Source organism: Paenibacillus sp. cl6col (assembly GCF_900102125.1).
GTDB lineage: Bacteria > Bacillota > Bacilli > Paenibacillales > Paenibacillaceae > Paenibacillus_B > Paenibacillus_B suaedae.
The window spans coordinates 433,703-460,112 of sequence record NZ_FNAZ01000002.1; the positions used below are offsets into that span (position 1 = coordinate 433,703).

23 protein-coding genes, 1 pseudogene and 1 other annotated feature are annotated in these 26,410 nt (G+C 46.0%); of the genes and pseudogenes, 22 read left to right on the forward strand and 2 right to left on the reverse strand.

From position 1 onward, the window contains the following. Nucleotides 1-15: 15 nt before the first annotated feature. The 19 genes and pseudogenes from mutS to BLS15_RS06220 all read left to right on the forward strand — a co-directional run bounded on the left by mutS (nt 16) and on the right by BLS15_RS06220 (nt 20,614). Nucleotides 16-2,799 (forward strand): DNA mismatch repair protein MutS, encoded by a 2,784-nt coding sequence (gene mutS / locus BLS15_RS06140; RefSeq protein ID WP_021253937.1) that lies wholly within the window; start codon nt 16-18, stop codon nt 2,797-2,799. A 42-nt stretch (nt 2,800-2,841) separates the two neighbouring features. After that, nucleotides 2,842-5,190: a DNA mismatch repair endonuclease MutL gene (gene mutL / locus BLS15_RS06145; protein ID WP_090510492.1), complete on the forward strand. Its 2,349-nt coding sequence runs from the start codon at nt 2,842-2,844 to the stop codon at nt 5,188-5,190. Nucleotides 5,191-5,245: 55 nt separating this feature from the next. Beyond that, nucleotides 5,246-6,037, forward strand: a complete 792-nt coding sequence (locus BLS15_RS06150) for a class I SAM-dependent methyltransferase (RefSeq protein ID WP_021253935.1) — start codon at nt 5,246-5,248, stop codon at nt 6,035-6,037. After that, entirely contained in the window at nt 6,030-6,971 is a 942-nt protein-coding gene (gene miaA / locus BLS15_RS06155; protein WP_021253934.1) for a tRNA (adenosine(37)-N6)-dimethylallyltransferase MiaA, read from the forward strand. Before BLS15_RS06150 ends, miaA begins: the two co-directional genes overlap by 8 nt. Before the next feature lie 50 nt (nt 6,972-7,021). Then, a complete protein-coding gene (gene hfq / locus BLS15_RS06160; protein WP_005549853.1) occupies nt 7,022-7,261 on the forward strand; it encodes an RNA chaperone Hfq in 240 nt (79 codons plus the stop codon). A 207-nt stretch (nt 7,262-7,468) separates the two neighbouring features. After that, nucleotides 7,469-10,186: a penicillin-binding protein 1A gene (locus tag BLS15_RS06165; RefSeq protein WP_090510959.1), complete on the forward strand. Its 2,718-nt coding sequence runs from the start codon at nt 7,469-7,471 to the stop codon at nt 10,184-10,186. Between the two features lie 307 nt (nt 10,187-10,493). Beyond that, the gene (locus BLS15_RS06170; protein WP_036591125.1) at nt 10,494-11,477 is read left to right on the forward strand and encodes an AAA family ATPase; all 984 of its coding nucleotides are present in this window, start codon (nt 10,494-10,496) and stop codon (nt 11,475-11,477) included. Nucleotides 11,478-11,559: 82 nt separating this feature from the next. After that, nucleotides 11,560-12,846 carry a GTPase HflX gene (gene hflX / locus BLS15_RS06175; protein WP_021253931.1) on the forward strand — a complete coding sequence of 429 codons (1,287 nt, stop codon included), beginning with the start codon at nt 11,560-11,562 and terminating at the stop codon, nt 12,844-12,846. Between the two features lie 39 nt (nt 12,847-12,885). Then, nucleotides 12,886-14,142, forward strand: a complete 1,257-nt coding sequence (locus BLS15_RS06180; protein WP_021253930.1) for a methionine gamma-lyase family protein — start codon at nt 12,886-12,888, stop codon at nt 14,140-14,142. 207 nt (nt 14,143-14,349) lie between these two features. After that, the gene (locus tag BLS15_RS06185; RefSeq protein ID WP_021253929.1) at nt 14,350-14,760 is read left to right on the forward strand and encodes a MerR family transcriptional regulator; all 411 of its coding nucleotides are present in this window, start codon (nt 14,350-14,352) and stop codon (nt 14,758-14,760) included. 42 nt (nt 14,761-14,802) lie between these two features. Further along, complete coding sequence (glnA, locus tag BLS15_RS06190; protein ID WP_021253928.1) at nt 14,803-16,131, forward strand: type I glutamate--ammonia ligase; 1,329 nt, start codon at nt 14,803-14,805, stop codon at nt 16,129-16,131. Nucleotides 16,132-16,696: 565 nt separating this feature from the next. After that, a complete protein-coding gene (locus BLS15_RS28900) occupies nt 16,697-16,843 on the forward strand; it encodes a hypothetical protein (protein ID WP_174807509.1) in 147 nt (48 codons plus the stop codon). A gap of 681 nt (nt 16,844-17,524) precedes the next feature. Then, on the forward strand, nt 17,525-17,854 hold the full coding sequence (locus BLS15_RS06195; RefSeq protein WP_090510495.1) for a hypothetical protein: 330 nt from the start codon (nt 17,525-17,527) through the stop codon (nt 17,852-17,854). 278 nt (nt 17,855-18,132) lie between these two features. Further along, a complete protein-coding gene (locus tag BLS15_RS29345; RefSeq protein ID WP_254777292.1) occupies nt 18,133-18,459 on the forward strand; it encodes a transposase in 327 nt (108 codons plus the stop codon). Beyond that, a complete protein-coding gene (locus BLS15_RS29350; RefSeq protein WP_254777293.1) occupies nt 18,453-18,845 on the forward strand; it encodes a hypothetical protein in 393 nt (130 codons plus the stop codon). Before BLS15_RS29345 ends, BLS15_RS29350 begins: the two co-directional genes overlap by 7 nt. Continuing rightward, entirely contained in the window at nt 18,845-19,171 is a 327-nt protein-coding gene (locus BLS15_RS29355) for a transposase (RefSeq protein WP_254777294.1), read from the forward strand. Before BLS15_RS29350 ends, BLS15_RS29355 begins: the two co-directional genes overlap by 1 nt. A 146-nt stretch (nt 19,172-19,317) precedes the next feature. Further along, nucleotides 19,318-19,521: pseudogene (locus BLS15_RS06205) on the forward strand (PBSX family phage terminase large subunit); the annotation flags it as partial. A 39-nt stretch (nt 19,522-19,560) separates the two neighbouring features. Further along, nucleotides 19,561-19,758 (forward strand): hypothetical protein, encoded by a 198-nt coding sequence (locus tag BLS15_RS06210; RefSeq protein ID WP_139170642.1) that lies wholly within the window; start codon nt 19,561-19,563, stop codon nt 19,756-19,758. Nucleotides 19,759-20,158: 400 nt separating this feature from the next. Next, nucleotides 20,159-20,614, forward strand: a complete 456-nt coding sequence (locus BLS15_RS06220) for a hypothetical protein (protein ID WP_021253924.1) — start codon at nt 20,159-20,161, stop codon at nt 20,612-20,614. 133 nt (nt 20,615-20,747) lie between these two features. Here the strand turns inward: BLS15_RS06220 and BLS15_RS06225 are convergent, their stop codons facing one another. Beyond that, the gene (locus BLS15_RS06225) at nt 20,748-21,641 is read right to left on the reverse strand and encodes an SDR family oxidoreductase (RefSeq protein ID WP_021253923.1); all 894 of its coding nucleotides are present in this window, start codon (nt 21,639-21,641) and stop codon (nt 20,748-20,750) included. Nucleotides 21,642-21,655: 14 nt separating this feature from the next. Continuing rightward, nucleotides 21,656-23,317, reverse strand: a complete 1,662-nt coding sequence (locus BLS15_RS06230; protein ID WP_021253922.1) for a thiamine pyrophosphate-binding protein — start codon at nt 23,315-23,317, stop codon at nt 21,656-21,658. A gap of 485 nt (nt 23,318-23,802) precedes the next feature. On the opposite strand from BLS15_RS06230, the gene BLS15_RS28460 reads away from it, so the two are divergent. The 3 genes from BLS15_RS28460 (at nt 23,803) to trpS (ending at nt 25,947) form a co-directional block, all read left to right on the forward strand. Beyond that, entirely contained in the window at nt 23,803-23,901 is a 99-nt protein-coding gene (locus BLS15_RS28460) for a sporulation protein YjcZ (RefSeq protein WP_138186343.1), read from the forward strand. 281 nt (nt 23,902-24,182) lie between these two features. Further along, nucleotides 24,183-24,296 (forward strand): hypothetical protein, encoded by a 114-nt coding sequence (locus BLS15_RS29360; RefSeq protein ID WP_028533055.1) that lies wholly within the window; start codon nt 24,183-24,185, stop codon nt 24,294-24,296. A 304-nt stretch (nt 24,297-24,600) separates the two neighbouring features. After that, nucleotides 24,601-24,855, forward strand: a binding site (T-box leader). A 105-nt stretch (nt 24,856-24,960) separates the two neighbouring features. Further along, the gene (trpS, locus tag BLS15_RS06240; protein ID WP_090510498.1) at nt 24,961-25,947 is read left to right on the forward strand and encodes a tryptophan--tRNA ligase; all 987 of its coding nucleotides are present in this window, start codon (nt 24,961-24,963) and stop codon (nt 25,945-25,947) included. Nucleotides 25,948-26,410 lie beyond the last annotated feature (463 nt).

The following is a 26,410-nucleotide window of genomic DNA, read 5'->3' on the forward strand; positions in this document are numbered from 1 at the left end:
TATCGGAGGGTGTTTATGGTGAAGCTGACACCGATGATGGAACAATATTTGAGCATCAAGGAGCAGGTTAAGGATGCCTTTTTGTTTTTCCGCCTCGGAGATTTTTACGAGATGTTCTTTGACGATGCGATTCAAGCATCGAAGGAATTGGAGATTACACTGACGGGTAGAGGCAGCAGCGGTGCAGAGGATCGTATCCCAATGTGTGGCGTGCCTTATCATTCGGCAGATAATTATATTCAGCGATTAATTGAAAAGGGATATAAGGTTGCCATCTGCGAACAGGTGGAGGATCCAGCGGAAGCTAAGGGAGTCGTCCGCCGTGAGATCGTCCGGATTGTGACGCCAGGCACAGTCATGGAAGGCAAGCTGATCGACGATAAGTCGAATCATTATCTAGTCTGTCTATCTCAAGGGAGTACCAGCAATGCACTGGCTGCCTGTGATCTGTCCACAGGGGAACTGATTGTTACTTCAGCACCGATCGGGCAATCTTGGCTTATTGATGAGCTGAATGTCTATATGCCGACAGAAGTTATTGGCCATCCTGCATTGCTACAAGAGGCGGAGCCGCTTACGAAGGCGTGGAATCGTTCAGTTCTGTTTACCGAATGGAGCCGCAAGGATGAAGCATTGGCAAGGCAGCAGTTCGGCGAAGCCGTCTGGACTCGACTTGAGGATGAGCGGCAGCAGGCGCTTGCTATGCTGATGGGGTATTTGCAAGAAACACAGAAGCGCTCATTGAGCCAGCTGACGAATATTCGAACTTACGACCCGGATCAATATCTGGTGTTAGATCCTTTTACACGTCGTAATTTGGAGCTTACGGAAACCGTGCGCGAGCGTGCGAAGAAAGGTTCCCTGCTCTGGCTGCTTGATCGCACCGAGACGTCGATGGGGGCAAGGCTGCTTCGTCGCTGGATTGACAAGCCGCTCATGAATCGGCAGGCCATTGAGGAGCGCTTAGAGGCCGTTGATACGCTGTATCATCATCTCATATGGCGAGAAGAGCTGCGTGAGCAGTTGTCCTCGGTATATGATCTGGAGCGTCTTGTAGGCCGGATTGCCTTCGGTACGGCGAACGGTCGTGATCTCGTTGCACTGAAGTCTTCACTGAGTCAGATTCCGATGCTGAAGCAGTTATGCGAGCAGACATCGTCTGCAACACTTCACAATCTTGTTAGTGAATTGGATGCATGTGGAGATATCCACGATTGGATTGAACGTGCGGTGGTGGACGAGCCTCCGGTATCGGTACGTGACGGTGGACTGATTAAGCCAGGATACGATGAATATCTTGATCAGCTCCGAGAAGCAAGTGTGAACGGCAAGCGCTGGATCGCTGAACTAGAGCGCAGAGAGAAGGAAGCGACCGGAATCAAGTCGCTTAAGATCGGATACAACAAGGTATTCGGCTATTATATCGAGGTAACGAAGTCGAATTTGTCATCCCTGCCGGAAGGACGATATGAGCGTAAGCAGACGCTGGCGAATGCAGAACGATTCGTAACGCCTGAATTGAAGGAGAAGGAAGCGCTAATTCTCGAGGCTGAGGATAAGATGCTCGGCTTGGAGTACGAGCGCTTTAGCGAGCTGCGTCAGCGCATTGGAGGCGAGATTCGCCGCCTGCAGGCATTGGCAGAAGCAGTTGCTGAAATAGACGTCTACCAATCACTCGCTGCAGTCAGTGCAGCTAGGAGATATGTTCGTCCGGCATTCACGGAGCAATTGGATATGCATATTGCTGAGGGACGTCATCCCGTTGTGGAGGCCGTCATGCAGGGCGGAGACTTCATGGCGAACGATACGGAGCTGACAGAGCAGAATGAGACGATGCTGCTCATAACAGGGCCGAATATGGCAGGTAAGAGTACGTACATGCGTCAAGTAGCCCTGATATCGATCATGGCGCAGATTGGCTGCTTCGTTCCAGCTGAACGAGCGTCTATGCCGATTGTCGATCGGATCTTCACGAGAATTGGAGCTGCAGATGATCTAATTGGCGGTCAGAGTACGTTCATGGTGGAAATGATGGATATACAGGTGATGACAGAGAAGGCAACGCGCCGCAGTTTGGTCATCATTGACGAGCTGGGTCGGGGCACATCAACGAGTGAAGGGATGTCCATTGCACAGGCTGTAGTTGAGTATGTCCACGATCGAATCGGCTGTAAGGCGCTCGTTTCGACCCATTTCCATGAATTGGCGCATATGGCGGATCGTCTGCCAAGATTGAAGAATGTATGCATGGCCGTGCAGGAAAGCGGCAATCAAGTTACCTTCCTGCGTAAGTTGATTTCAGGCGCAGCCAGCACAAGTTATGGTATCTATTGTGCACGCCTTGCGGGTCTCCCTGATCAAATTATTGATCGTGCATACGACCTGTTGAAGCAGTATGAGACAACTGATCGTGAAGGGACACATGCATCCCCTTCGAGTTCGCAGCAAGAGATTCCTGTCAATCATGTGGAACAGCTGTCCTTATTCGGATGGGATCAGACTGCGGTATCTGCGGATAGTCCCGTTCAGGCACCCGTACAGTATGTGAAGCCTGTACAAGACGGTAAGACAGATGACGAGCAATCTGTCATGAGTATGGCAAGTACTGCCGAGACCCATCAAGCGGCACAGCAAGAGGGGCCGGATCATTCCATTCAACACAGTGCTGAAGTAATAGCAATGAAGGAGTTCATCGGCACTTTGACAGATGTAGATGTGATGTCAATGACTCCATTGGAAGCAATGAATCAACTGCATGATCTGATGAAGCGGGCACGTGAAATTACTCGTGAATCCTAATGAATAGAGCATGAGAAATCGAGAGTTAAGGAGGTGTGAGAGATGGCAATTATTAAAATATTGGACGAGCACATTGCCAACCAGATTGCCGCAGGCGAAGTGGTGGAGCGTCCTTCATCGGTTGTGAAGGAGCTGGTTGAGAATTCGATAGATGCAGGAGCTACACGTATTGATGTATCCGTTGAAGAAGGGGGCCTGCAGCTCATCCGAGTGAAGGACAATGGTTCTGGTATAGCGGATGATGATGCGGAAAATGCCTTTTTGCGGCATGCGACGAGCAAGATCCAGACAGGGAAAGATCTATTCTCGATTCGCAGTCTAGGGTTCCGAGGAGAGGCACTTCCGAGTATTGCGGCTGTTGCCAAGGTTGAGTTGGTAACGTCGACAGAATCTAGCGGGTTAGGCAGGCGGCTTGTTATTGAAGGCGGTGCGATCAAATCGTATGAGCCCGCACAGTCCATGCAAGGGACGGAGATTACGGTACGTGAACTGTTCTATAATACGCCTGCACGGTTAAAGTATATGAAAACAATCCAGACGGAGCTGGGGCATATCTCTGATCTCATCTATCGTTTGGCGTTATCGTATCCAAGTATAGCGTTTACCTTGAAGCATAATGAGCACACTCTGCTGCAAACGATTGGCAATGGAGACTTATTGCAGGTTATTGCCTCTGTATATGGCGTTCAGACAGCGAAAGGAATGCTGCAGGTCAAGGGAGAACACTTGGACTTCGAGGTGCAAGGCTATATTGGCAAGCCTGAATTAACGCGCTCAAACCGCAATGCGATGTCATGGATGATCAATGGCAGATATGTCAGAAGCTTTCCGCTGAATCAAGCGATACTTCGTGCGTACCATACGTTCTTGCCGATCAATCGCTACCCGATGCTCGTGCTTCATGTGACGATGCACCCTTCTCTCGTGGATGTGAATGTGCATCCTGCCAAGCTTGAGGTTCGCTTCAGCAAAGAGGCAGAGTTGTGCGCATTCATCGAAGAGACCGTGAAGCAATTGCTGCATAAGCAGCGTCTTATTCCTGAAGCGGCTCCGAAGAAGGCGAAGGTGCGAACATATGTCGAGCAAGCAGAGCTTCAATGGGAAGCTGCGGAGACGATAGCGGCCAATCAAGAGAAGCAATTAAAGCCAATGGGGGCGCTAGTCATTGAGTCTGATCCATCCTCTGCCACGCAATTAGCGGAGGAAGATCGGGAGCAGTCACGAAGCAATGCTGAAACATCCCATCAACCTAACGTGCAGCGACAACCTGAACGAACGGGGAAATGGAATCAGCCCGCAGCAACCGAAATGTCTCGTGTTGCTCCAGAGGCCTTGCAACCTCCAAATGAATCCGTTATTGATTCTATTGCTCTAAGTGGCTCGGTAGAACAGAAGAAGACGGAGCAGCAACAACTGCAAGAGATAGGTCGCAAGAACGAGGATGAGCTGGCTGTAGCTGCAAGTGCAGATCAAGTGGCTATTAAGTCCGCTGAATCGACTTCTAGTAATGAGGACGCCGTAGACAGTCCGGCGAAATTCAAGCAAACAGTGGATCACGAATTGATTCCATCAACTTCCTATGATGCAGAGAAATCCTCGATTGCGAGCGGTCAAGAGGAGAGAGAGAGAGTTCGAGAGACGTCTCCTTCTTATGGTAGCCGCAATGCGGGAAGTTCCAATACGAGTGCTTATTCGGATCCTTATTCGAATGCTAAGCAGCAAGCAGGGCAAGCCGCAGTGAAGGCCGGTGCGGAGAAATGGAAGGAATGGCTGACGGAGGAAGGTAGTACAGACAACGCTGCATTGCCGAAGTTCCCAGCACTTTCTTACATTGGTCAGCTGCACGGAACATACTTGATCGCTTCAAATGAAGAGGGGCTCTATTTAATTGATCAGCATGCAGCGCATGAACGAATCAATTATGAATATTATTTTGAGCGATTCGGCAAGCCGGTAGAAGCCTCTCAAGAGCTGCTTCTGCCGATCACATTAGAGTTTACCCCTGCTGATGCGGAGCGGATTCGATCGCGTATGCATTTGCTGGAGCAGGTCGGGGTCGTCATGGAGCCATTTGGGGGGCAAACATTCCTAGTTCGTTCCCATCCATACTGGTTCCCTAAAGGGGAAGAAACGGATATTATTCAAGAAATGACGGACTGGGTGTTGAGCGAGAAGGCGCCCGATATTGCAAAATTAAGAGAGGCCTCAGCGACGATGTGCTCTTGTAAGGCATCGATTAAAGCGAATCAGCGCTTGACAGCAGCTGAGGCGGAGACGCTATTCGTCCGATTGGGAACATGCCGCCAGCCATTTACATGTCCGCATGGCAGGCCGATCGTCATTCGATTTACAACTTACGATCTGGAGAAAATGTTTAAGCGGGTAATGTAAGAATACTGGGGATTTGTAATTCCCTTTCCACAGCGTATATAATGAGGAGGAGCAAATGATAGTCACGACAGGCGAGTATACGTCACCAGAGCTTAAGGAGCGGGCGCGGAAGATGGCCAAGCTGTTCGGATGGTTCTATGCTGAACGGCGCGATCAGACCTTGCCTCGCATGCAGCGTAGATATGGCGACGATGAATTTCTCGTCTACCTGAACGATTGTGTCCGCTATTTGAAGTTAGGGGTCACCGAGCTGACTTATCATCCGAGTATGGCCTATGTGCGGGCGAAGCGGATTTTGTCCGGAGATGCGGACGGGATGATTACAGCGAGTGGTGTTACGCCTGGCGATGAGGTGTTAGACTGTACGGCAGGCCTAGCAGGGGATTCTCTGGTGTTTGCCGTCGCGGTAGGCCCTAAGGGGAAGGTTACAGCGCTGGAGAGTGAGCCATCACTTTTTGCGCTTGTGCACGAAGGGCTGCAGCTGTATGAGAGTGGTGTGGACGAGGTTACGGGAGCGATGCGCCGTATTGTGATGAAGCAGGCTGAACATCTAAGCATGCTCAGTTCACTGCCAAGCCGTTCCGTCGATGTGGTATACTTTGATCCGATGTTCCGCTCTCCCGTTACAAGCTCGGCATCGATTGATCCGCTGCGTACGATGGCGAACCATAAAGCCTTGACGCTTGAAGCGATTGCGGAAGCTTGCCGTGTGGCGCGCAAGAGAGTGGTCATGAAGGAAGTAAAGAACAGCGAAGAATTTGCCCGGCTAGGATTCACCCGTGTGTTACCATCCGGAGCGAAATTGGCATATGGGGTGATTGACATTGCTGGAGGCAACGATGAGTAATAAACCGAGGCTGCTTGTACTCATTGGACCGACTGCGGTTGGAAAGACGAAGCTTAGTCTTGACTTGGCTAAGAAATTCCAATGTGAGGTTATATCCGGTGACAGCATGCAGGTATATCGGCAAATGGATATTGGTACAGCTAAGCTGCCAGTAGAGCAGCGAGAGGGCATTCCACACCATTTAATGGATATATTAGATCCCGATGAGCCGTATTCGGTCGCCGATTTTCAACTTCAGTGCCGGACACTTATCGACGAGATCGCGAACCGCAATCATACCCCATTTATCGTCGGGGGAACTGGGCTCTATGTTGAATCAGTATGCTACGGGTATGAATTCAGTGAACACGGTGCAGATGAAGCATTCCGTCAAGAAATGGTGGAATTTGCAGCTTCTCACGGTGCAGAAGCGCTTCTGGAGCGCTTGCGGGGAGTGGATCCGGAAACTGCTGACAAACTGCATGCCAATGATCAGCGCAGAGTAATTAGAGCCTTGGAAGTATATCATCTTACAGGCGAGCCATTTTCGAAGCAATTAGGCCGTCAGAAAAAGGAATCGCCGTTCGATCTGTGTATCATAGGTTTGACAATGGATAGGCAGATGCTATATAAACGAATAGAGGCAAGAGTTGATATGATGATGGAGGAGGGGCTGGTGGAAGAAGTTCGCCGGCTGCTCGAACAGGGCTACTCGCGAAATCTCGTATCGATGCAAGGCCTTGGCTACAAGGAAATCGCAGCGTATATTGAAGGTGACATGTCACTCGATGCTGCCGTTGAACTGCTTAAGCGCGATACAAGAAGATTTGCGAAGCGCCAGCTCTCTTGGTTCCGGCACATGAAGGATATTCACTGGGTTGATGTCACAGAATCAGATTGTGCAGATCAACAATTTGAACAAATTTGTAAGCTCATAGCAGGAAAGTTTCGATAACAGGTTGAATATATTTCAACACAATCTCATGATTATTGGGGGTACGGACGATGAATAAATCTATTAACATTCAGGACACTTTTTTGAATCAATTGCGCAAGGAAAGTATTCCAGTGACCGTATATTTGACGAACGGATTCCAGATTCGTGGTGTCATTCGCGCATTCGATAACTTTACCATTGTCATCGATAGCGAGGGACGTCAACAAATGGTGTATAAACACGCCATTTCCACATTCACGCCACAACGTAACGTATCCCTGATGCAAGATCATCAGAACGAGGCGTAAATTAGATGGATTGGGGCAGATTGCCAATGAAACTTTTTGCCCCTCCATCACGTCTAATGGAATATAGTCGCTGCCGAACAACCCTGAAGGGTTGTTCTTTTCATTCGTAGTCATATTGGGTATAAGTATGAGGGATATGCTTCAATCGTATCTCAACAAGGTATGAAGAGAGAGACAATCAAAGGAATAAAGGGAGTCGGATTGCAGATGACGAGAGAAAAAGAATCAACTCAACGTACGCGCACACCGGCACATGGAAATCCTAAGCGCAAAGCTAAGAAGAAAAAGAAATGGACTTGGAAAAAGACGTTTTGGCTTATGTTTTTCACGACGGCATTTGCCGTGTTCTGTGCCGTTGGCGGTTATTTGTTCGTATTATTGAACGGGGAGCGGCTGATGCGTGAATACAAGGATGCTGATATGTTCAAGCTGGCTGAGGTATCAACTGTATATGATGTGAATGGTACAGAGCTTGCTAAGCTTGGTAAAGGCATAGAGCATCGAGAGATTGCGGAGCCAAGAGATATTCCGGAATTCGTTAGCAATGCCTTCATAGCGACGGAAGACAGACGCTTCAAGGAGCACTCCGGGGTTGATCTGTGGTCAATTGGGCGTGCGATGGTTAAGGACGTTGTGTCACGAAGCCTTGCAGAAGGCGGAAGTACCATTACACAGCAGCTTGCTAAAAATATGTTCCTGACGAGTGATAAGACATTCTTCCGGAAGGCAACGGAAGTGTCGATTGCGCTTTCGTTGGAGAATCATTTTACGAAGGACGAAATAATTACGATGTACTTAAACCGGATCTTCTTCGGTAAAGGTGCGTATGGCCTTAAAGCTGCTGCTAAGGTGTATTTCAATAAGGATGACTTGAATGATCTGAAGCTATGGGAAGTTGCGACTTTGGCAGCTATCCCAAAAGCGCCATCCCGATATAATCCGCTGTCGAGTCCAGAGCGATCGAAGGAACGCCGGGCTGTTGTTCTTCAGCTGATGTATGAACAAGGCTATATTACGGCTGAAGAGGCGAAGAGTGCTGCAGCGGTGGAATATGATCCGAAAATGTCGGGGCACGCGGCTAAGTCGGAGGATAAGCAAAATGAAGCATACAACGCATTCATTGACTACATGGTAGAGGAAGCGACTGAGAAAACGGGTCTTACCGAGGATGAGCTGTATCGCGGAGGATATCACATTTATACGACGATGGATGCGAATGCTCAGCGCATTATGTTCGATGCGTTCAACAATGACGATATGTTCGAGCAGAGCCCGGATGATACGAAAATGCAAGGCGCAATGGTTATTACAGATCATAGCAATGGCTCCATCATCGCGATGGTAGGTGGGCGGGATTATGCTCGCAAAGGATTGAATCGTGCTACTGTAAAGCGTCAGCCGGGATCGTCCTTCAAGCCAATCGTGTCCTATGCGCCAGCGCTGGAGACGGGCAAGTACTTCCCGTGGTCGAAATTGAGCAATGAGAAGCAGTGCTTCGGCAAATATTGTCCTACGAACCTTGGGGGCTACACGACATCAGTAGAGATGACGGAAGCGGTTAGACGTTCCATCAATATCCCTGCTGTATGGACATTGAATGAAATTGGAATGAAAAAAGGGTTTGAATTTGCAAAAAGCCTCGGCTTCCCTCTGACGAATGACGATTATAACTTGTCAATCGCATTGGGCGGGATGACGTACGGGGTTACTCCGATCAATATGTCAGAGGCTTATAATGCATTCGCTAACGGAGGAAATTATTATGATGCCTATGCGATTGCAAAGATTACAGACCGCAAAAACAATGACTATTATGTGTATCACGTGCCGAAAGGCAAAAAGGTCATGAGTGAGAAAACGGCTTACTATATGACTGAAATGATGCGCGAAGTCGTTACGAATGGTACGGGTAAAAATGCACAAATCAGTGGTCGTACTGTTGCAGGTAAAACGGGTACGACGCAGTATTCTGTGCCAGGCTACACTGGCAAGGGCGACCGTGATGCGTGGTTCGTTGGCTATACCCCGGAATGGACAGCAGCCGTCTGGATGGGGTATGACAAGACTGATAAAAATCACCTTGTCCATGAGAGCAGTCGCAGAGCATCGAAAATGTTCAGCGAGGTTATGGGTAAGGCGCTGCAAAGCAAGAAGTCGGGTTCCTTCAAGAAGCCGGATAAAGTGGAACAAAAGCCGGAAGAACTGCGGGCGCCTAGCGGGTTGAGTGCATCGTACTCTGAGAATACAAAGAGTGTGGCACTGAGCTGGAACAGCGTATCTGGTGATAATATTTCTTACCATGTTTATCGGAAGTCTTCTAAGGACAACACATTCACACAGCTGCTCAAAGGCTTGAAGAGCAACAGCGCTGAAGATGTTGGTGTCTTCCCTGGAGAAACGTACACGTACTATGTTACAGCGGTAAATGCATCCGAAGAGTCAGGAAGATCGAATCAATCTTCCGTCACGATTAAGGAGGAGACACCGGAAACGCCAATTGATCCACCGGCAGTAGATCCACCGGCCGTTGATCCGCCGACAACGGAGCAGCCTACGAACCCGGATGAGCCGACACCGCCAACTGTACCGGAAAATCCGGATTCGAATAATAATCAGCCGGAAACTGGCGATAACGGTACAGGCATTGGAGACGGCGGTTCTACAGGGACATCTAGTGGGGATGGTTCCTCAGGATCTACAGATACGACGGATTCGAATGCATCTAATGGAACTTCGGGGATGAATAGCTTTGGAACGAAAGGGTCGGATCGCATTATTAACTCTGGCGGTCAGAAGGATAAAGACAACAGCAGCAAAGATAAGTCTGCAGGCAACGGGGCAGAGGATTCTTCGGTAGAAATTCAATCTGTTACTGGGAAGATAATGAATCACAAGCAGAATAAGAATTCGAATAAGGCTGCTTAAGCTAAGAAATAGACCGTGCAAACCGTGAGCAATAGCGGTGTTCTTCATCCACATAAGGTAGCGTAAGGCGATGTGCAGAGTGTGCAGGAGAGAGTTCCTGCACACTTTTTTTGTGATTATGTTTGTGACGTAGTATATATCCATGTTCGGATTGCAATTCCCCTTGATATGAATCATGCTCAGGAATAGCTATAGTAACGAAACTGCTAATAACCTGTCAGACGATAGAATATATTGGAACATCGACTATTTGTGTTCAGTGTTGTGAGGAAACATGATTAGGATGAACGTCGAAAGGGTGACAATCATGAATGTTAGGCTTCGAGCGGCAAATTCCGAAGGAAATGCACGTCCGTCTCGTCAAATAAATGTCGTGCTGCGACCTGTGGAGCAATCCAATCAGGAGACAGCCGTAAATCAGACAAATGGAGAAGCAGCAGCGGATAGCTTGGCTGTCCCACAGGATGGGCCATTTGGCGAGGTTCGCAAAGAACTTGATCGACTTGTCGGCTTGAAGCATATGAAGGACATTGCCTATGAGCTCTATGCGATTTTACAGATGAATCGTAGACGGCAGGATGCGGGGCTGATCTGCCAATCACATGTATATCATATGATCTTCAAGGGCAATCCTGGCACGGGCAAGACGACTGTAGCCAGGATCATGGCGAAAATGTTCCAGCAGCTAGGAGTGCTCAGCAAAGGGCATTTGCTCGAAGTAGAGCGGGCTGATCTGGTTGGCGAATATATCGGACATACGGCACAGAAGACGCGAGATTTAATTAAAAGGGCAATGGGTGGCATTTTGTTTATAGATGAGGCATATAGCTTGGCCCGTGGCGGAGAAAAAGATTTCGGAAAAGAAGCAATTGATACTTTGGTAAAAGCCATGGAGGATCATAAAAATCAATTTATCCTCATATTGGCAGGGTATTCGGATGAGATGGATTGGTTAATGCAGACGAACTCTGGGCTGCCTTCGCGATTCCCAATACAAGTGGATTTCCCTGATTATTCGGTAGATGAACTTCTGCATATCGCAGAATCTATGGCAAAGGATCATGATTATGTACTAATGCCGACTACACAGGCGCAGTTAAAACAGGTGATTTTGGATGAGAAAATTCTAGCCCCTAATCTGTTCAGTAATGCGCGCTTTGTTCGAAATGTGATGGAAAAGGCGATGCGTAATCAAGCGGTTCGCCTCCTTCAGCTATATCCGCAGCAATCTCCGGGCAAGCTGGAATTAATGACATTGAAACCAGAGGATTTAAAATGGGAGCGAAAATGAGGTATACTGAACAACGTATATGGTCAATGATCATAGTTCGATGGAAATATGGATGATGAACCGATAAGGAGAATGTACGCGAATGCGAAAAGAGCCTCACCAAACGAATCAAAATATACCCGATCGAGCGGTGCTCGTGACTTTAATAACAGATGATGTCAAGCGGAGCGGGGTTGATCCCCAATATTCGCTTGACGAACTGGTGCAGCTGGCGGAAACGGCTGGCGTTGAGGTGTTGACCACCATGACACAGCAGCGTGAATTCCGTGATCCTAGATGGTTCATAGGAAAAGGCAAGGTACAAGAACTCAAGGCGGTCATTGATGAGATGGGTGCAACGACCGCTATTTTTGATCAAGAGCTGTCTGGCGCTCAAGTCCGCAACCTGGAACAAGCGTTGGATGTGAAGATTGTAGACCGTACTCAGCTCATTCTCGACATTTTCGCACAACGAGCAAAAACAAGAGAAGGTATCATTCAGGTGGAGCTGGCACAATTGTCATATCTGCTCCCTCGTCTATCCGGACACGGGAAGAACCTGTCGCGTCAAGGCGGTGGTATCGGCACAAGAGGGCCCGGGGAATCTCAATTGGAAACGGATCGCCGCCATATTCGAGGACGTATAACTGACTTGAAGCGTCACCTGCATGAAGTCGTTCGCAACCGCAATCTGCATCGAGAGCGCCGCAAGAAGACAGGAGCGTACCAGGTTGCGCTTGTCGGCTATACGAATGCGGGGAAGTCAACGCTGCTGCGACAACTGACTCAGGCGGATGTGTATGTGGAGAACCAATTGTTTGCGACGCTGGATCCGACTTCTCGCCAGTGGGAGCTTCCTAGCGGCAAGGAAGTGGTCTTAACGGATACGGTTGGCTTTATTCAAAATTTGCCTCATGATCTCATAGCGGCTTTTCGTGCGACATTAGAGGAAGTGAACGAAGCTGATCTCATTTTGCATGTGATGGACGCTTCTTCGCAGATGCGAGAGGATCATATGCGGGTCGTAGAGGATATTTTGCAGCAATTAGGAGCGGGAGCCAAGCCGCAAATTGTTCTCTATAATAAGAAGGATCTGTGCACCCCAGAACAACGACAGATGCTGCCGCATGATAAAGATCACTTTATTATAAGCGCTTATGATGAAGGGGATCTGGAGCGTATTCGGCAGGCAGTGCAAGATCAATTGTCCGGCCAAACGGTTACCTACCGAATATCCGCGGATCGTGGGGATTTAATTGCCTTGATCTATCGACTGGGAGAGGTTCTGGAGCAGGAGATTGACGAGAATGATCTGCTGCTTAAGGTTCGGTTGGATCGGCTAGCTGCTGAGCAGCATGGATATAAGTTGAAAGATTACATCAATAAATAAGCTTTCCTTCATGGGAATGGATCAAGGGGAATGGATAATATGCAATTTACAGCAAGACTGGAGCAATTGGAGCAGCAAATCGAAGAGAAGATTGCTGGGCAGGTACGGGGAATCGAGCGAATCGCAGAGCGGAATCAATGGAAGGTTATACAGGCGTTTCAGAAGCATCATGTGAGTGATTTTCACTTTGCGGGATCGACGGGGTATGGCTATAATGACCGTGGACGCGAGGTGCTTGATGAGGTATATGCTGAAGTGTTCGGTGCGGAAGCGGGATTGGTGCGACCTCATTTTGTATCAGGCACACATACGATTGGGACGGCTCTATTCGCCGTACTTCGCCCTGGCGATGAATTGTTATACATTACGGGGACACCGTACGACACGCTGCATAAGGTGATTGGCAAAGAGAATGATGGGACAGGCTCTCTGCGTGATTGGGGAGTATCCTATAATGAGGTGCCGCTGACTGAGGCAGGAGATGTAGATTGGGAGCATGTGCGTGAAAGCATAACCGAGCGTACGAAAGTCATAGGCATTCAACGTTCACGCGGTTATGGATGGAGAGCATCCTTCACGGTTGAACAGATCGGTGAGATGGTACGGCAAGTAAAAGCGATTAAGCCGGATGTTGTTGTGTTCGTGGATAATTGCTACGGGGAATTTACAGAACTGCAGGAGCCGACGGAGCTAGGTGTTGATGTAATGGCGGGCTCGCTTATTAAGAACCCAGGAGGCGGTATTGCTGAAACAGGCGGCTATATTGTCGGTAAGCGCCTGTATGTGGAAGCAGCGGCCTCTCGCTTAACTGCACCGGGAATTGGCGGAGAAGTCGGAGCTATGTTAGGGATGACACGTTCGATGTATCAAGGTCTCTTCTTAGCGCCAAGCATCGTTGGACAAGCAGTGCGAGGCAGTGTGTTTGCAGCAGCCTTGTTCGAGGAGCTTGGGTTTGAGACCTCGCCGCATTGGAAGGCGTCTCGTACTGATTTGATTCAAGCCTTGCGATTCCATACAGCCGATCATCTAATCGCGTTTGTGCAGGGGATTCAGAAAGCCTCGGCCGTTGATGCGCACGTCGTGCCTGAACCATGGGACATGCCTGGTTATGAGCATCCAGTCATTATGGCGGCAGGTACCTTCATTCAAGGGGGAAGCTTGGAGTTGTCTGCCGATGCGCCGATTCGTGAGCCATATACAGCATACATGCAGGGTGGGCTTACGTATGCGCATGCGAAGCTCGGAGCGCTGACAGCACTGCAAACCATGGTTGATCGAGGCTTGCTAGAGCTATAAAATTATTTTGTTAGATTTCCTGACATCCATTGACACGTTTGCTTCCAGGGGATAAAATGAGAACAAGAAAGGCATAGCACATACTCTGATCGGAGTAAATTCACTGATGAGCGACCGCGCGTAACAGGCGTTGTTAGACTAGGATGTCAGTTAGCGCACACAGCACGTAAACTTTCTTTTATGACAAACTAGGAAGGTTGATAAGCAGTGGGAGATGAAATTCGCAGAAATATGGCGTTGTTTCCAATCGGCATCGTGATGAAGCTGACGGATTTGACGGCTCGTCAAATTCGTTACTACGAACAGCATGAATTAATTATGCCTGCTCGTACTTCTGGAAACCAGCGTCTCTTTTCCTTCAATGACGTAGAGCGATTGCTTGAAATCAAGTCACTTATTGAAAAGGGAGTCAACATAGCAGGCATTAAGCAGGTACTGAATCCGGTAACGAAGGAATCGGAAGAGGCAACTGTGCTTAGTGAAGCTTCGGAGAGCAAACGCAAGGAATTGTCCGATCTCCAATTGCACCGCATGTTGAAGCAGCAGCTTATAGCCGGTAATAGACCGGGGCAAGTATCGCTGATCCAAGGCGAACTGTCTCGTTTCTTTACAAAATAGATATGAATCTAATCATGCTTATGGAGAAGGAGATGTTACCCTGTGGGTTATACCAGAGAAGACATTGAACGCATTGCGAAGGAACAAAATGTACGATTTATCCGTCTGCAATTTACGGATTTGCTCGGTACGATTAAGAATGTCGAAATTCCGGTAAGCCAATTGCCTAAGGCACTGGATAACAAAATGATGTTTGACGGTTCTTCAATTGAAGGTTATGTGCGCATTGAAGAATCCGATATGTATCTTGTCCCAGATTTGGATACTTGGGTTGTCTTCCCATGGGTAACGGAAGATCGTGTCGCTAGATTGATTTGCGACGTATACACAACGGATGGAACGCCGTTTGCAGGATGCCCGCGCGGAATTTTGAAGAAAGCCTTGAAGGAAGCAGAAGCACTTGGCTTCACGTCTATGAACGTAGGTCCAGAACCGGAATTCTTCCTGTTCAAGACGGATGACAAGGGCAATCCGACGATGGAACTGAACGACCAAGGCGGTTACTTCGACTTGGCACCGACGGATCTTGGTGAGAACTGCCGCCGCGAAATCGTGTTGAAGCTGGAAGAGATGGGCTTCGAAATTGAAGCTTCTCACCATGAGGTAGCTCCTGGTCAGCATGAGATCGATTTTAAATATGCAGATGCAATTAAGGCAGCAGACCAAATTCAAACCTTCAAGCTCGTCGTGAAGACGATTGCTCGTCAGCATGGCTTGCACGCTACATTCATGGCGAAGCCGCTGTTCGGTGTGAATGGTTCAGGTATGCACTGTAACATCTCCTTGTTCAACGGTAAGGAGAATGCGTTCTACGATGAAAGCGATAAGCTTGGCTTGAGTCCGGCAGCACGCCAATTTATGGCGGGGGTATTGAAGCATGCTCGCGGATTTGCGGCAATCACGAACCCAACGGTCAACTCCTATAAGCGCTTAGTTCCTGGCTATGAAGCTCCATGTTATGTGGCATGGTCTGCAAGCAACCGCAGTCCAATGGTTCGTATCCCAGCATCCCGTGGTTTGAGCACGCGTGTTGAAGTCCGCAACCCGGATCCAGCGGCGAACCCGTACTTGGCTCTAGCGGTAATTTTAAAAGCAGGATTGGAAGGCATCAAGAAGAAGTCAGACCTTCCAGCTCCTACGGATCGTAACATTTACGTTATGACAGAAGAAGAACGTCTGGCTGAAGGCATCCCAAGCTTGCCATCGAGCTTGAAGGAAGCATTGGAAGAGCTTCTGCGCGACGAGACGATTTGCGATGCACTGGGTGATCATGCATTGCAGCACTTCTTGGAATTGAAAGAAATTGAATGGGATATGTACAGAACGCAAGTTCACCAATGGGAACGCGATCAATACATGACATTATATTAATTCATCTAAACCCTAGAGTCGTAAGGCTTCTGGGGTTTTTTATTTTTAGGCTTTGGCCAGTTGAGAGCGTGAAACGGGCGAAACTTATACATTCCTGAGGGGGCAACAGTATATTTATCTGTTGAAAGAGTAGTGGATACCGTTGCGCAATATACAATTTCCTTACATGCATATGATAATTAATATTAACCGTTAAAGCTGCTAATGATTAGCAGCTTTTTTCATAGGGGGAGAAATATTTCCCTTGTGTCGAAGTATGACGTTATAGGGAGGGAATTAATCAGTGAACAACATGAGTATTATGGAACAACTATGGATAATTGCTGGGCCTATAATCATTGCTGCCATGAGTAGTGTGGCGGCTGGATTGGTTTGCAATAGCGATCAAGTATGTTCCGAACAGTAGCGCAGCAGAAGGGATTAGAAAAGGGGCTCGCTGGATAATCATATCAGTCTTTCTGATAATGATTTATATAGATAGAGGGATGTGGGGTTGGAGATAACAACGGTATATAAAATCAGGGCATCTTTAGGGGGCTCTTTTATTTGAAAGGAGATAATACACATGGCATTGATGGCAAAACAAGGACGATCCAAAAAGGAATACCGAATTGACATCAATTTCAATTACGCATATAAGGCAGTAGGGGTTAGCATGAAGAGCGGAAGCTGGGTGCCATATGCAGAGGTTGCTAATATTCTAGAAATTTAAAGAGGTACTGTACAAGACTTTGAGGAGTCGACAGATGAAAAACTCAGATTTAATTCGAGACAAGCGGATTTATTTGATTATATCTAGTACAATGGTGACTGCACTTATATCAGAGTAGTCGCCATTATTTATTTTACCTTTTCGCTATTTAATATAGCTTGATGTAAGTACTTTAATCTGATCCTTATTGCTTCAAGATGATTTGTTCTAACCCTGTCAATCAACGAAGCAGCAAAAGAAAAAAATAAAAAACCTGGCAATAGAAATAGCAATCAAGGCAGCCATAGCAGAAACAACAGGGATTAAGATAGTAGTAACATTTTTAATTAGCATGTCATCAGTCAGTTTTAATTCTTCCATCTCTAATTTGAATTTCATATCAGAGATTTGTTGTTTATTTTCATATTAACGAGCCATGTAAAATTTCAAAACGAGCAGGTGATAGTCATCTCTCTTTGTTTTATCTTTATGAGGCAATGGATACTTTCTTATAATTTCAAGTGGGACGGCATTTGTTGATGTTAAATACTAATTAGTTTTTTCTATAAGCTACAGGATAGCCGCTCCTTAGGGGGCGGTATTTTGTTTTAGAAAGAAAATACTAAATCTATTGCCTATTTCCAGATATTAGGATACAATGAGGGTGTAAAACAAAAAATCCAATATGTGGGGGTTGTTACAATGAAAAAAGCACTAGTTGTATTCGGTACAACTGTAGCATTGATGGCAAGTGTTTTGGCTCCAACAACAGGAATGGCTGCAAAATCAACTAAAGCAACAATTAACAATGTTGTTGCGTCGTCAGCTACTGAGCAGTATGTTAAGGGTGTTTTGAGTAAGCAATACTATAATGATATAAATAGTGTCCCAAAGACGATGTTTTATGTAAAAGGGAATTTTGCAGGGACACTCAATCTCACTGGGACCCACTATGATGGTAGTGGAAGTGGTAGAGTCAAAAATATTTGGGGAGTTTACGCAGGTATCATTTACAATATGGGACCCCAATAAGCCGTAGATTATCAAGCCGCTGTTTATTCAGCGGCTTTTCGTATTATTAGGTCAACCGGACTTTCTGGTTGGCCTATTTTTGTAGGTGTATTAAGATGGCGGTAGCCGGGAGAACGTGCGGCCTTTAGGGGAAAAACCCTGGAATAAAAACTGTTCTCCCACCACCCCCAATGACCATGTTTGAGCTGGTTGGGACATTGAAGATCCCGTATCACATGCGAAGCTATGGGTTTGGAGCCATCGTGGGGGTGCCGGCGAGTATCATTAAGGAGGGTATTATGGAACCGGTAATAGGAATGGATGTATCAAATGGAAGCAGTGTCATTCAAGCCTTCTTAGGGAGAAATGAACCCTATGGAAAAGCGAAACAGATTTATCATAACGAGCAAGGGTTTGAGTGGCTCAGCGCTTTGTGTGCAGAATTAAAAACAAGGACAGGAGCGGAGCCGGTAGGTATTATTGAAGCTACAGGGCATTATCACCGAGGGGTCGTTTGTTACCTGACTCGGAAGGACATTCGTCATATTATTCTTAGTCCGCTACAGTCCATGAGTTTGTTACATCGTTATATGTGCAAGCCAAGCTCAACACTAGGGCATTGTTAGATCAAGTAATTCCGGCTTATGAAGGAGTGTTTAGCGACCTATACTCGGCTACATCACTACAAGTGCTGCAGAGCTGTCTGCAAGGACAAATGGATGGGGCGGAGATTATAGAGAAAGCCCTAATAAAATATGCTGGGAGATCTCGCAGTCAAAGCTGGATAAGAGAGAAGTCGATACGAATAGAAGAGTTATTAGGTAAGTGGAAGGAAGAGAGGACAAGTCCTTCTCAAACGGAAGCGCTGAAAGGGATGATTACGCTCCTTCTAACATTTCAAGCCCAATTGAAGCAGTTAGAACAGCAAATGGAGGAGATATCTGTTCAGCTACCAGAATTGGATTTATTGAAATACATTCCTGGGATTGGAGAAAAGCTTGAGCGGCTATAGTGGCAGAGATAGGAGATATTAAGCAGTTTAGACATGCTAAGCAGCTGGTAACTTATGCGGGACTAGATCCGAGTGTGCATAGTTCAGGGAAATTTACAGCTAACAGTAACCGAATAACGAAGCGCGGGTCAAAGCGTCTGCGTAGATCGTTATATCTAGCGGTGCAGTGTGGACTTCGGCAAGGAAATAACAGACGGTTAGCATCGTACTATGAGCGAAAAAAGAAAGAAGGCAAGCCCTATAAGGTAACAGTGATCGCTTGCGCCAACAAGCTACTGCATCACATTTACGCTATCTTGAATAGAGGCCAGCCTTACCAAGCATAAACTTATTCGATTCGAAAAACTCCACGCCAATGGAGTTTTTTTTGCCGTGCTCAAAAACCAGTATATCAGTAATTCATTAAATCACCAAGGGGATAGCTTGACAAAACATTAGCTGGTTTTTATTGCTGCGCGGAGTATTCCGTGTGCTTGTCGAAGGATTGATTAAATACAACGATTGCTGCAAAGAAACACTGCGTGAGTTCTCATGCTATGTATGGGATGAGAAGGCAGCAGCAAAGGGAGAAGACAAACCAGTCAAGGAAAATGATCACCAAATGGACGGAGATCGGTATTTCGTTCGTGGTATGGTCAAACGTAAAGGTGGCGTGTACTTCCCGGATGCTTCTTAAGAAAGGAGGATGCACCTGTTTTTTCAGTTTGGGGATGAAATGAAGAATATCGAGACAATTTTGAAAGATGGAGCCATGACCGCAGCTATTCTTCCTGACATCATTCAGATAGAAATAGGCGACTGGAAGAAATCAAAGAAACGCGAATGGATGATTACCGGTGAAAACTACTACAAGAATGAAACAGATATCCTTGAACGTGTACGCACTGCTATAGGTGCAAGTGGAGCTCAATAAGCTTCCAAATGCGTTTACACGAAAGCTTATTTATCAGAATGTAGGCTTCGGCAAGCCAATAAGCATTCAAACAAAAAACGAAGGCTATCATGAAATGCTTACTGACATCTTCAATGATGCTATGATGCGCCATATACAATCAAATGGTGAAGAGGCGTTAAGTAAATTGATGGGGCACGGGTTGGTCGAGCCATTATGCCATTACGTGAAGTAGTTGAATTGGCTGGAGGAAAGTCAATGCTTGGGATGGAAAGGAGTTATGTGTGATTATTTGAAAAAAAGTAGATAACTAGGTATAAAGACAATTATCATATTATATTTACAAATATACCCTATTGAGTTAATATGTTGATATATGGGTGTGAATCCCTACTATACTAAATGAAAGGGAAGTGAGGCTATGAAAGCAAAAAAAATGTTTGTCGCGTTTTTGATGGCAGTAGTAATGGTAGTGACTTCGCCTTCTGTTTTTGCATACACGGGTTTCGGTGATACCCTACAAGAAGCTGTGATGCTTTATAGATGGGGGTACTCATATGAAGACCAATTCACCTTACCAATTGATAATATCAATGACTATGATTACTATGTGATCGATTATACAAATGGTGATCAGAGTGCAATGGGTTTCCATATTAGTATGAAGCCCCAGCCAGGAGTTATTTACGATCTTCAGCTTATCGAAACAGATTCAAACGGGAGAATTATTAAAGTAACCGAATACAATGACAACACAATTGAGAAAAATATTTGGCATTCGCTTTATAATGGGCATAAGGCATACATCAGAGTATCCTCACATGGGTTTAATGATTACGGTAAAGATTACACTCTGAAGTTTAAGAGAGTTGTATAACTGATATAACACGAGTATGAGCCGTAGGGAATCCCGCGGCTCTTTTTAGTTTTGGCATCTTTATATGGCTTGCGAGGACGATAAAAGAACGGGAAAGGTTTCGATTTTCGGATCTACACGAAGCTGGATCTCCTCAGCTGTTCACAATAACACCACCTGTAGCATGAATGAACTGTCCGGAAATATACGATGCGTCTTCCGATGCCAGAAATACATACGCGGGTGCGACCTCGCAAGGTTGGCCTGCACGTCCCATCGGATTTTTTTCTCCCCACTTCGCGACTTGAGCGGCAGGAAAGGATGCGGGAATAAGAGGCGTCCATATGCTTCCAGGGACGACGCCGTTTACTCGAATGCCTCTGCTGTGCAACGATTTCGAGAGCGACCGGGTAAAAGCAACGATGGCGCCCTTGGTGGCTGAATAATCGATGAGCTGTTCATTCCCCTCATAGGCAGTAAGCGAGGCGGCATTGATAATGCTGCTTCCCTTTTTCATATGGGGAAGGGCAGCCTTCGTTAAATAAAATATCGAGAAAAAATTGGTTCGAAACGTTCTTTCCATCTGTTCGGAAGTAATACTTTCTAAACTGTTCTGAACATGCTGCTCAGCCGCGTTATTCACGAGAATATCCAGCTTTCCGAATTGTGTAACGGTTTGTTCCACGATTTGTTTGCAAAAATCTTCTTGGCCAAGATCCCCGGCAATACACAGACATTTGCTCCCTTTTTGCTCGACAACCTGTTTGGTTTCTTCAGCATCCGTATGTTCGTTAAGATACACAATGACGACATCTGCGCCTTCTTTGGCGAAGGCTACCGCTATGGCTCGTCCTTGGCCGCTGTCTCCTCCGGTAATGATGGCCACTTTATTTTTTAGTTTGCCGCCCGGTTTGTAGTTCGGATCGTCATAAATGGGACGCGGGTTCATCAGAGACTCAATACCCGGCTGCTCATCTTGGTGTTGAAGTGGATAAGGAGGTTTGGGCATGGTTACGGAGGTAGGATGTTTTTCGGTTTCCGATGTCATATAATCATGCTCCTTTATTTTTGGATTTGAAAATCTGGATGCGTTATTTTTGCCGTCGGGACATCGATGAGGTAAGGTTTGGAGGTTGATTTCGCTTCATCTAAGGCGATGCGAAGCTCATCATTCGTTTTTGCTCGTTTAGCTACCCATCCAGAAGCTTCTGCAATTTGGACGAAATTCGGGTTCGAGATGTCCGTCCCAAATGGGCGAAGATGTTTCATCATCATTTTATCTTGTTCCATTTGCAGGGTTCCATTATTGAAAACGATGACTGTTATGGGAAGTCCGTAACGTGCGGCTGTAATCAAATCCGCCTGTACCATTCCTAATCCGCCGTCCCCTGTAACACAAATGACTTGCCTGTTCGGAAATGAACATTTTGCTGCCATTGCGGCCGGCAATCCAAACCCCATCGTTCTCCAACGCTCCGATAACACCAAATGATGGGCGGTTCCCCTGAAGTTTCTTAGAAACCATAAGGTAACATCTCCTTCATCCAGCGCAATAATGGCGTCCTTGTCAATGTGTTGTTCAACGACGCTGACGATCAATGCGGGATGAAATGGTGACGATGAGATGGCGCGTTCTAGTTCATTTTGTTCATTCCAGACTTGTTTACATTGGTTCACGAGCTGCAACCAATCTGGATTTGAACGGTAGTCTGTTATGCCTTCTGTAAGTGCTTGGATTATCTCTGCGATATTACCAACGATCCCGACTTGTGACGGAATGACCTCGCCGATAGCTGATATCCGTTCTTCGATATGGATCACTTGCGCATTTTTAGGGACATGATATTCCGGCCACCAAGAGGTACCGATGGCAAGGACGACATCCGCTTGTTTGCATAAGTCGCTTGCAAAAGGATTCCCGCCTTCGCCCAAACCGCCGAGCAGGTAAGGGTGAGAACCCGCAATTATCCCCTTTGCTCCATAACTCATAACAATTCCGCATCCCCAGCGATCAGCCAGTTTCCGGATCGCATCACAGGCATGATTTGCTCGATTGCCAGCAAGGATCAAGGGGCGCTTCGCCTTAAGCATAAGATTCGCCGCTTGTTGGAGTTGGCTATGTCCAGCTATTTGATTTGCTATTTGAATCGGTTCACGCGGTTTTGCCCCGCAGGGAAGAGTCCATAGATCGGAAGGTATGGAAAGATGAACGGGAATTGCCTGTTCCATTGCCGTAAACATGGCCTGTGCTAAGGTGTCAACGACTGCTTTGGGATGAACGACAATTCGGCTGAACCCGGTAATCGCCTGAACTAGTCCCTGCTGATCAATATACTGCTTATACGCTGTTCCGATCTTGGGGGTAGGCGCTTGACCTGATATGGCCAAGACTGGAACGCGATCTAAGTTTGCATCTCCTAGGCCAGTCATTAAATTAGTCAAACCAGGTCCCATTTGCGCGGCGCATACTCCGATTCGACCGGTTAATTTGGCTTCGGCAGACGCCATTATTGCAGCGACAGACTCATGTTTTACCCCAATCCATTCCAAATCATTCTGGCGTGAGAGACCTTCCATCAATCCAAAAATGGCATCCCCGATCACCCCGTAAATCCGCTTAACGCCCCATAATTTCAGTTGGTTGATAATCACATCCGCAACCTTTTGAGTTTCGGTTCGATCCTGTAATTGATTAACTTGGGCATCTTCTGCAAATATACTCATTTTGCCGCCAGCTCCTTGCCTTTTTCTTAGTATGGATGCGCAGACTGTTTATTATGAACAAGCTTGAATGAATGTTACGAATGCTTCGTCGGTTTTGATAGTGAGGGATTAATCGACCTTTTGAGAATGGGTCAAGAAGTATTCGGCACTTTCTACAGTCCATAAAATGAGGCAAGGAGGTAGCAGATGTTGAAGTAGAGAATGAGCTGTTTAAGCGCACTTGTTGGGCCGTTTTACCTATGAGTCGGTGCATAGAAGCTGCAGGCTATCTGATGATAGCTTGGAATGGGAAAGTGAATACGGTGTCTATCCAAAAACAATGAGCATGGTTTAAAGCGGAATATGAAACAGGCTTAATAAAGCACTGTGGGAAAGGAAGTCTGTGGATCTTAGTATTTTTTACAATGAATAGGGTATAGCCGAGACACGCACATAACTACCTTAATACTATATGTATTGTATCTAGCGAGAGGAGGGCATCTCAAATGAGTGAAATTGGTCATCATCATCGCTTTACTTCTACAGCCATTATATTGGTTCTGTTTATTTTGTTGGTCATTGTACTCTGTGGCAGCTTTTGTTAATTTGATAAAAGGATCTGAACTCACACTATTCCCCCATAGGCATTTCACGAGGATCAAATTTACTAATGACGCATCTTCAGCATTGATAACTTGAATATCCTGTTGTCGAGGGGGCATAAAGGCCAGTTCGAATAAGAGCCGATTTAATGGACGGAGTCGTGGAATTCTACCCTTTGAAGGGGCAACACCGCCTAATTAATTCAGTATAGGAAATAGCCGGGTCAGAATGAAGGTAACATTTATACGATGTAAATGTGCCAAACGAGAGGAGGTTTACGCATATGGGTGAAGTTGTTGGAGGTTTCTCATGTGGATTTGGAGGTTTCACTTCGATTGGTGTAATCTTGGTCTTGTTCATTTTGCTGGTTATCATTTCCCGTTCATTTATTTTTTAGCATCTAAGTAGATTGGTTTCATAGCTCTGTATCTGTGCACTGCAAATCTGTTTGAAATACTGGTGTTGTGCCGGCACACCTGTAAGCAAATAAGAGCCGTATGGGCATTCCCCGGCTCTTATTTCTTTTTCCTAGATGTAATTTTCCATTATCCCCAAAATTCATCCATAGCGGGGTCCTTCGTAAATACAACAGTATTTGGGTCGATTCAATCAAATGATTCGCATCGAGCTGTAAAAGATGACATTTAATTTGATTTACTGATTGTTATCCATTATAATAATTTCAATTATATATGAACGGATCAACGATGTTGATGAAGAGCAAGTACGTATCAGATAATGAGGTTCAGAGAGTCGGTGGATGCTGTGAACCGATCCTCACCTGATGCCGAATGGGCTTCTGAATCGCTCCGCTGAATTGAGTAGGCGTTGCCGGGATTCTCTCTCCGTTATCATGAGAGGAGTATCGTATTGATGGTTAAACCATCTTGCCGTACTTTAGAGTGAATCGCTATTAGCGATTAAAAAGGTGGTACCACGAAAACCTCGTCCTTTATTGGGCGAGGTTTTTTTATATTACTTGAAAGGGGTGATGGCCATGGATGATGGTTGGTGGATCACAAGATTGCATTTCAGAAATAACATTATGAGGAGGAACATAAGTGAAAGAACGGATTTTGACAGGCGATCGGATTACAGGAAAACTGCACCTTGGCCATTACGTTGGCAGCTTAAAAAATCGTGTGGAGTTGCAAAACCAATACGAAACTTTTTTAATACTTGCAGATGTTCAAGCCCTGACTACTCATTTTGAAAAACCTGAATCAATTAAACAAAACTTGCGCAATGTGGCATTGGACTATTTATCAGCAGGTATTAACCCTGATAGCGCAACAATATTTATTCAGAGTATGATCCCAGAGATTGCTGAGTTAACCACTTATTTTTCCATGTTTGTTACGGTCAATTCGTTACGTCACAATCCTACTATAAAGGCGGAAGCCACAGAACGTGGATTCCATGATATGTATTACGGATTCCTGGGCTACCCCGTAAGCCAGGCGGCTGATATTACCTTTTGTAAGGCGACTTTGGTTCCAGTAGGAGAAGACCAAGTTCCTCATATCGAACAAACAAGGAAAATTGTCCGGCGGTTTAACCAACTTTATAAACCTGTGTTAGTGGAACCAAAACCACTTGTAGGTGATGTTCCACGACTGGTCGGATTAGATGGAAATAATAAAATGAGCAAAAGTCTAGGTAACACGATCAATTTGGACTCCACTCAAGAAGAGGTTAGTGAGAAGCTAAAGAAAGCGACAACTGATCCTGCGCGGATCCATAAAACGGATATCGGACATCCTGAAATTTGCCCAGTCTACGCTTATCATCAAGCATTTCGTAAAGAAGGCTCCGATGAGATTTATGAAAGTTGTAAAAAGGGGCAGATTGGATGTATGGAGTGCAAACGAAAGATATCGCAAAGTATCAACCATTTACTTGAACCAATGAGAGAACGGAGAAGAATGTATCAAAACGAACCCAAAAAGATCGATGAAATTCTTATGTCGGGTACAGAAAAAGCACGCCTTGTAGCAAAAGAAACGATGTTAGAAATACGTGATGCAATGAGTATGAACTATTTCTAAGCTGATTGTTTGTTCTCTTGATAGACTATTTTGCTTACGAATTGACTGTTACTCCAGGTTACCCAATATAGTATTAACTTTCTGATATAAAACCCATGCTAAGATATAGCATAGAAGATAAACAGCCAATTTCCTACATGTTAGGGGAATTGGCTGTCTGCTCAGTTATATCACTCAAATGAAATGGTGTACTTAAATAGAACACAAGTTCACCGATGGAACGAAATCAATACATGACATTATTTGCAGTTGAGTTGGTTAAACGAGGTAAGGAATTTAATGTAGTGCATTATCTGATCACCCAGGAACGATTGTAACGAATTTATCTCAGAATTTATCGGAAGAAGAAATGCGCTCAAATGGAGCTTTTGAGTAGTTAAATATGATGAAGTATTTGGTTCTCTTACATACATATCAATAGTGGTTCATTTTTAGTATATGTCAACTTGCCTAAATATTTTCA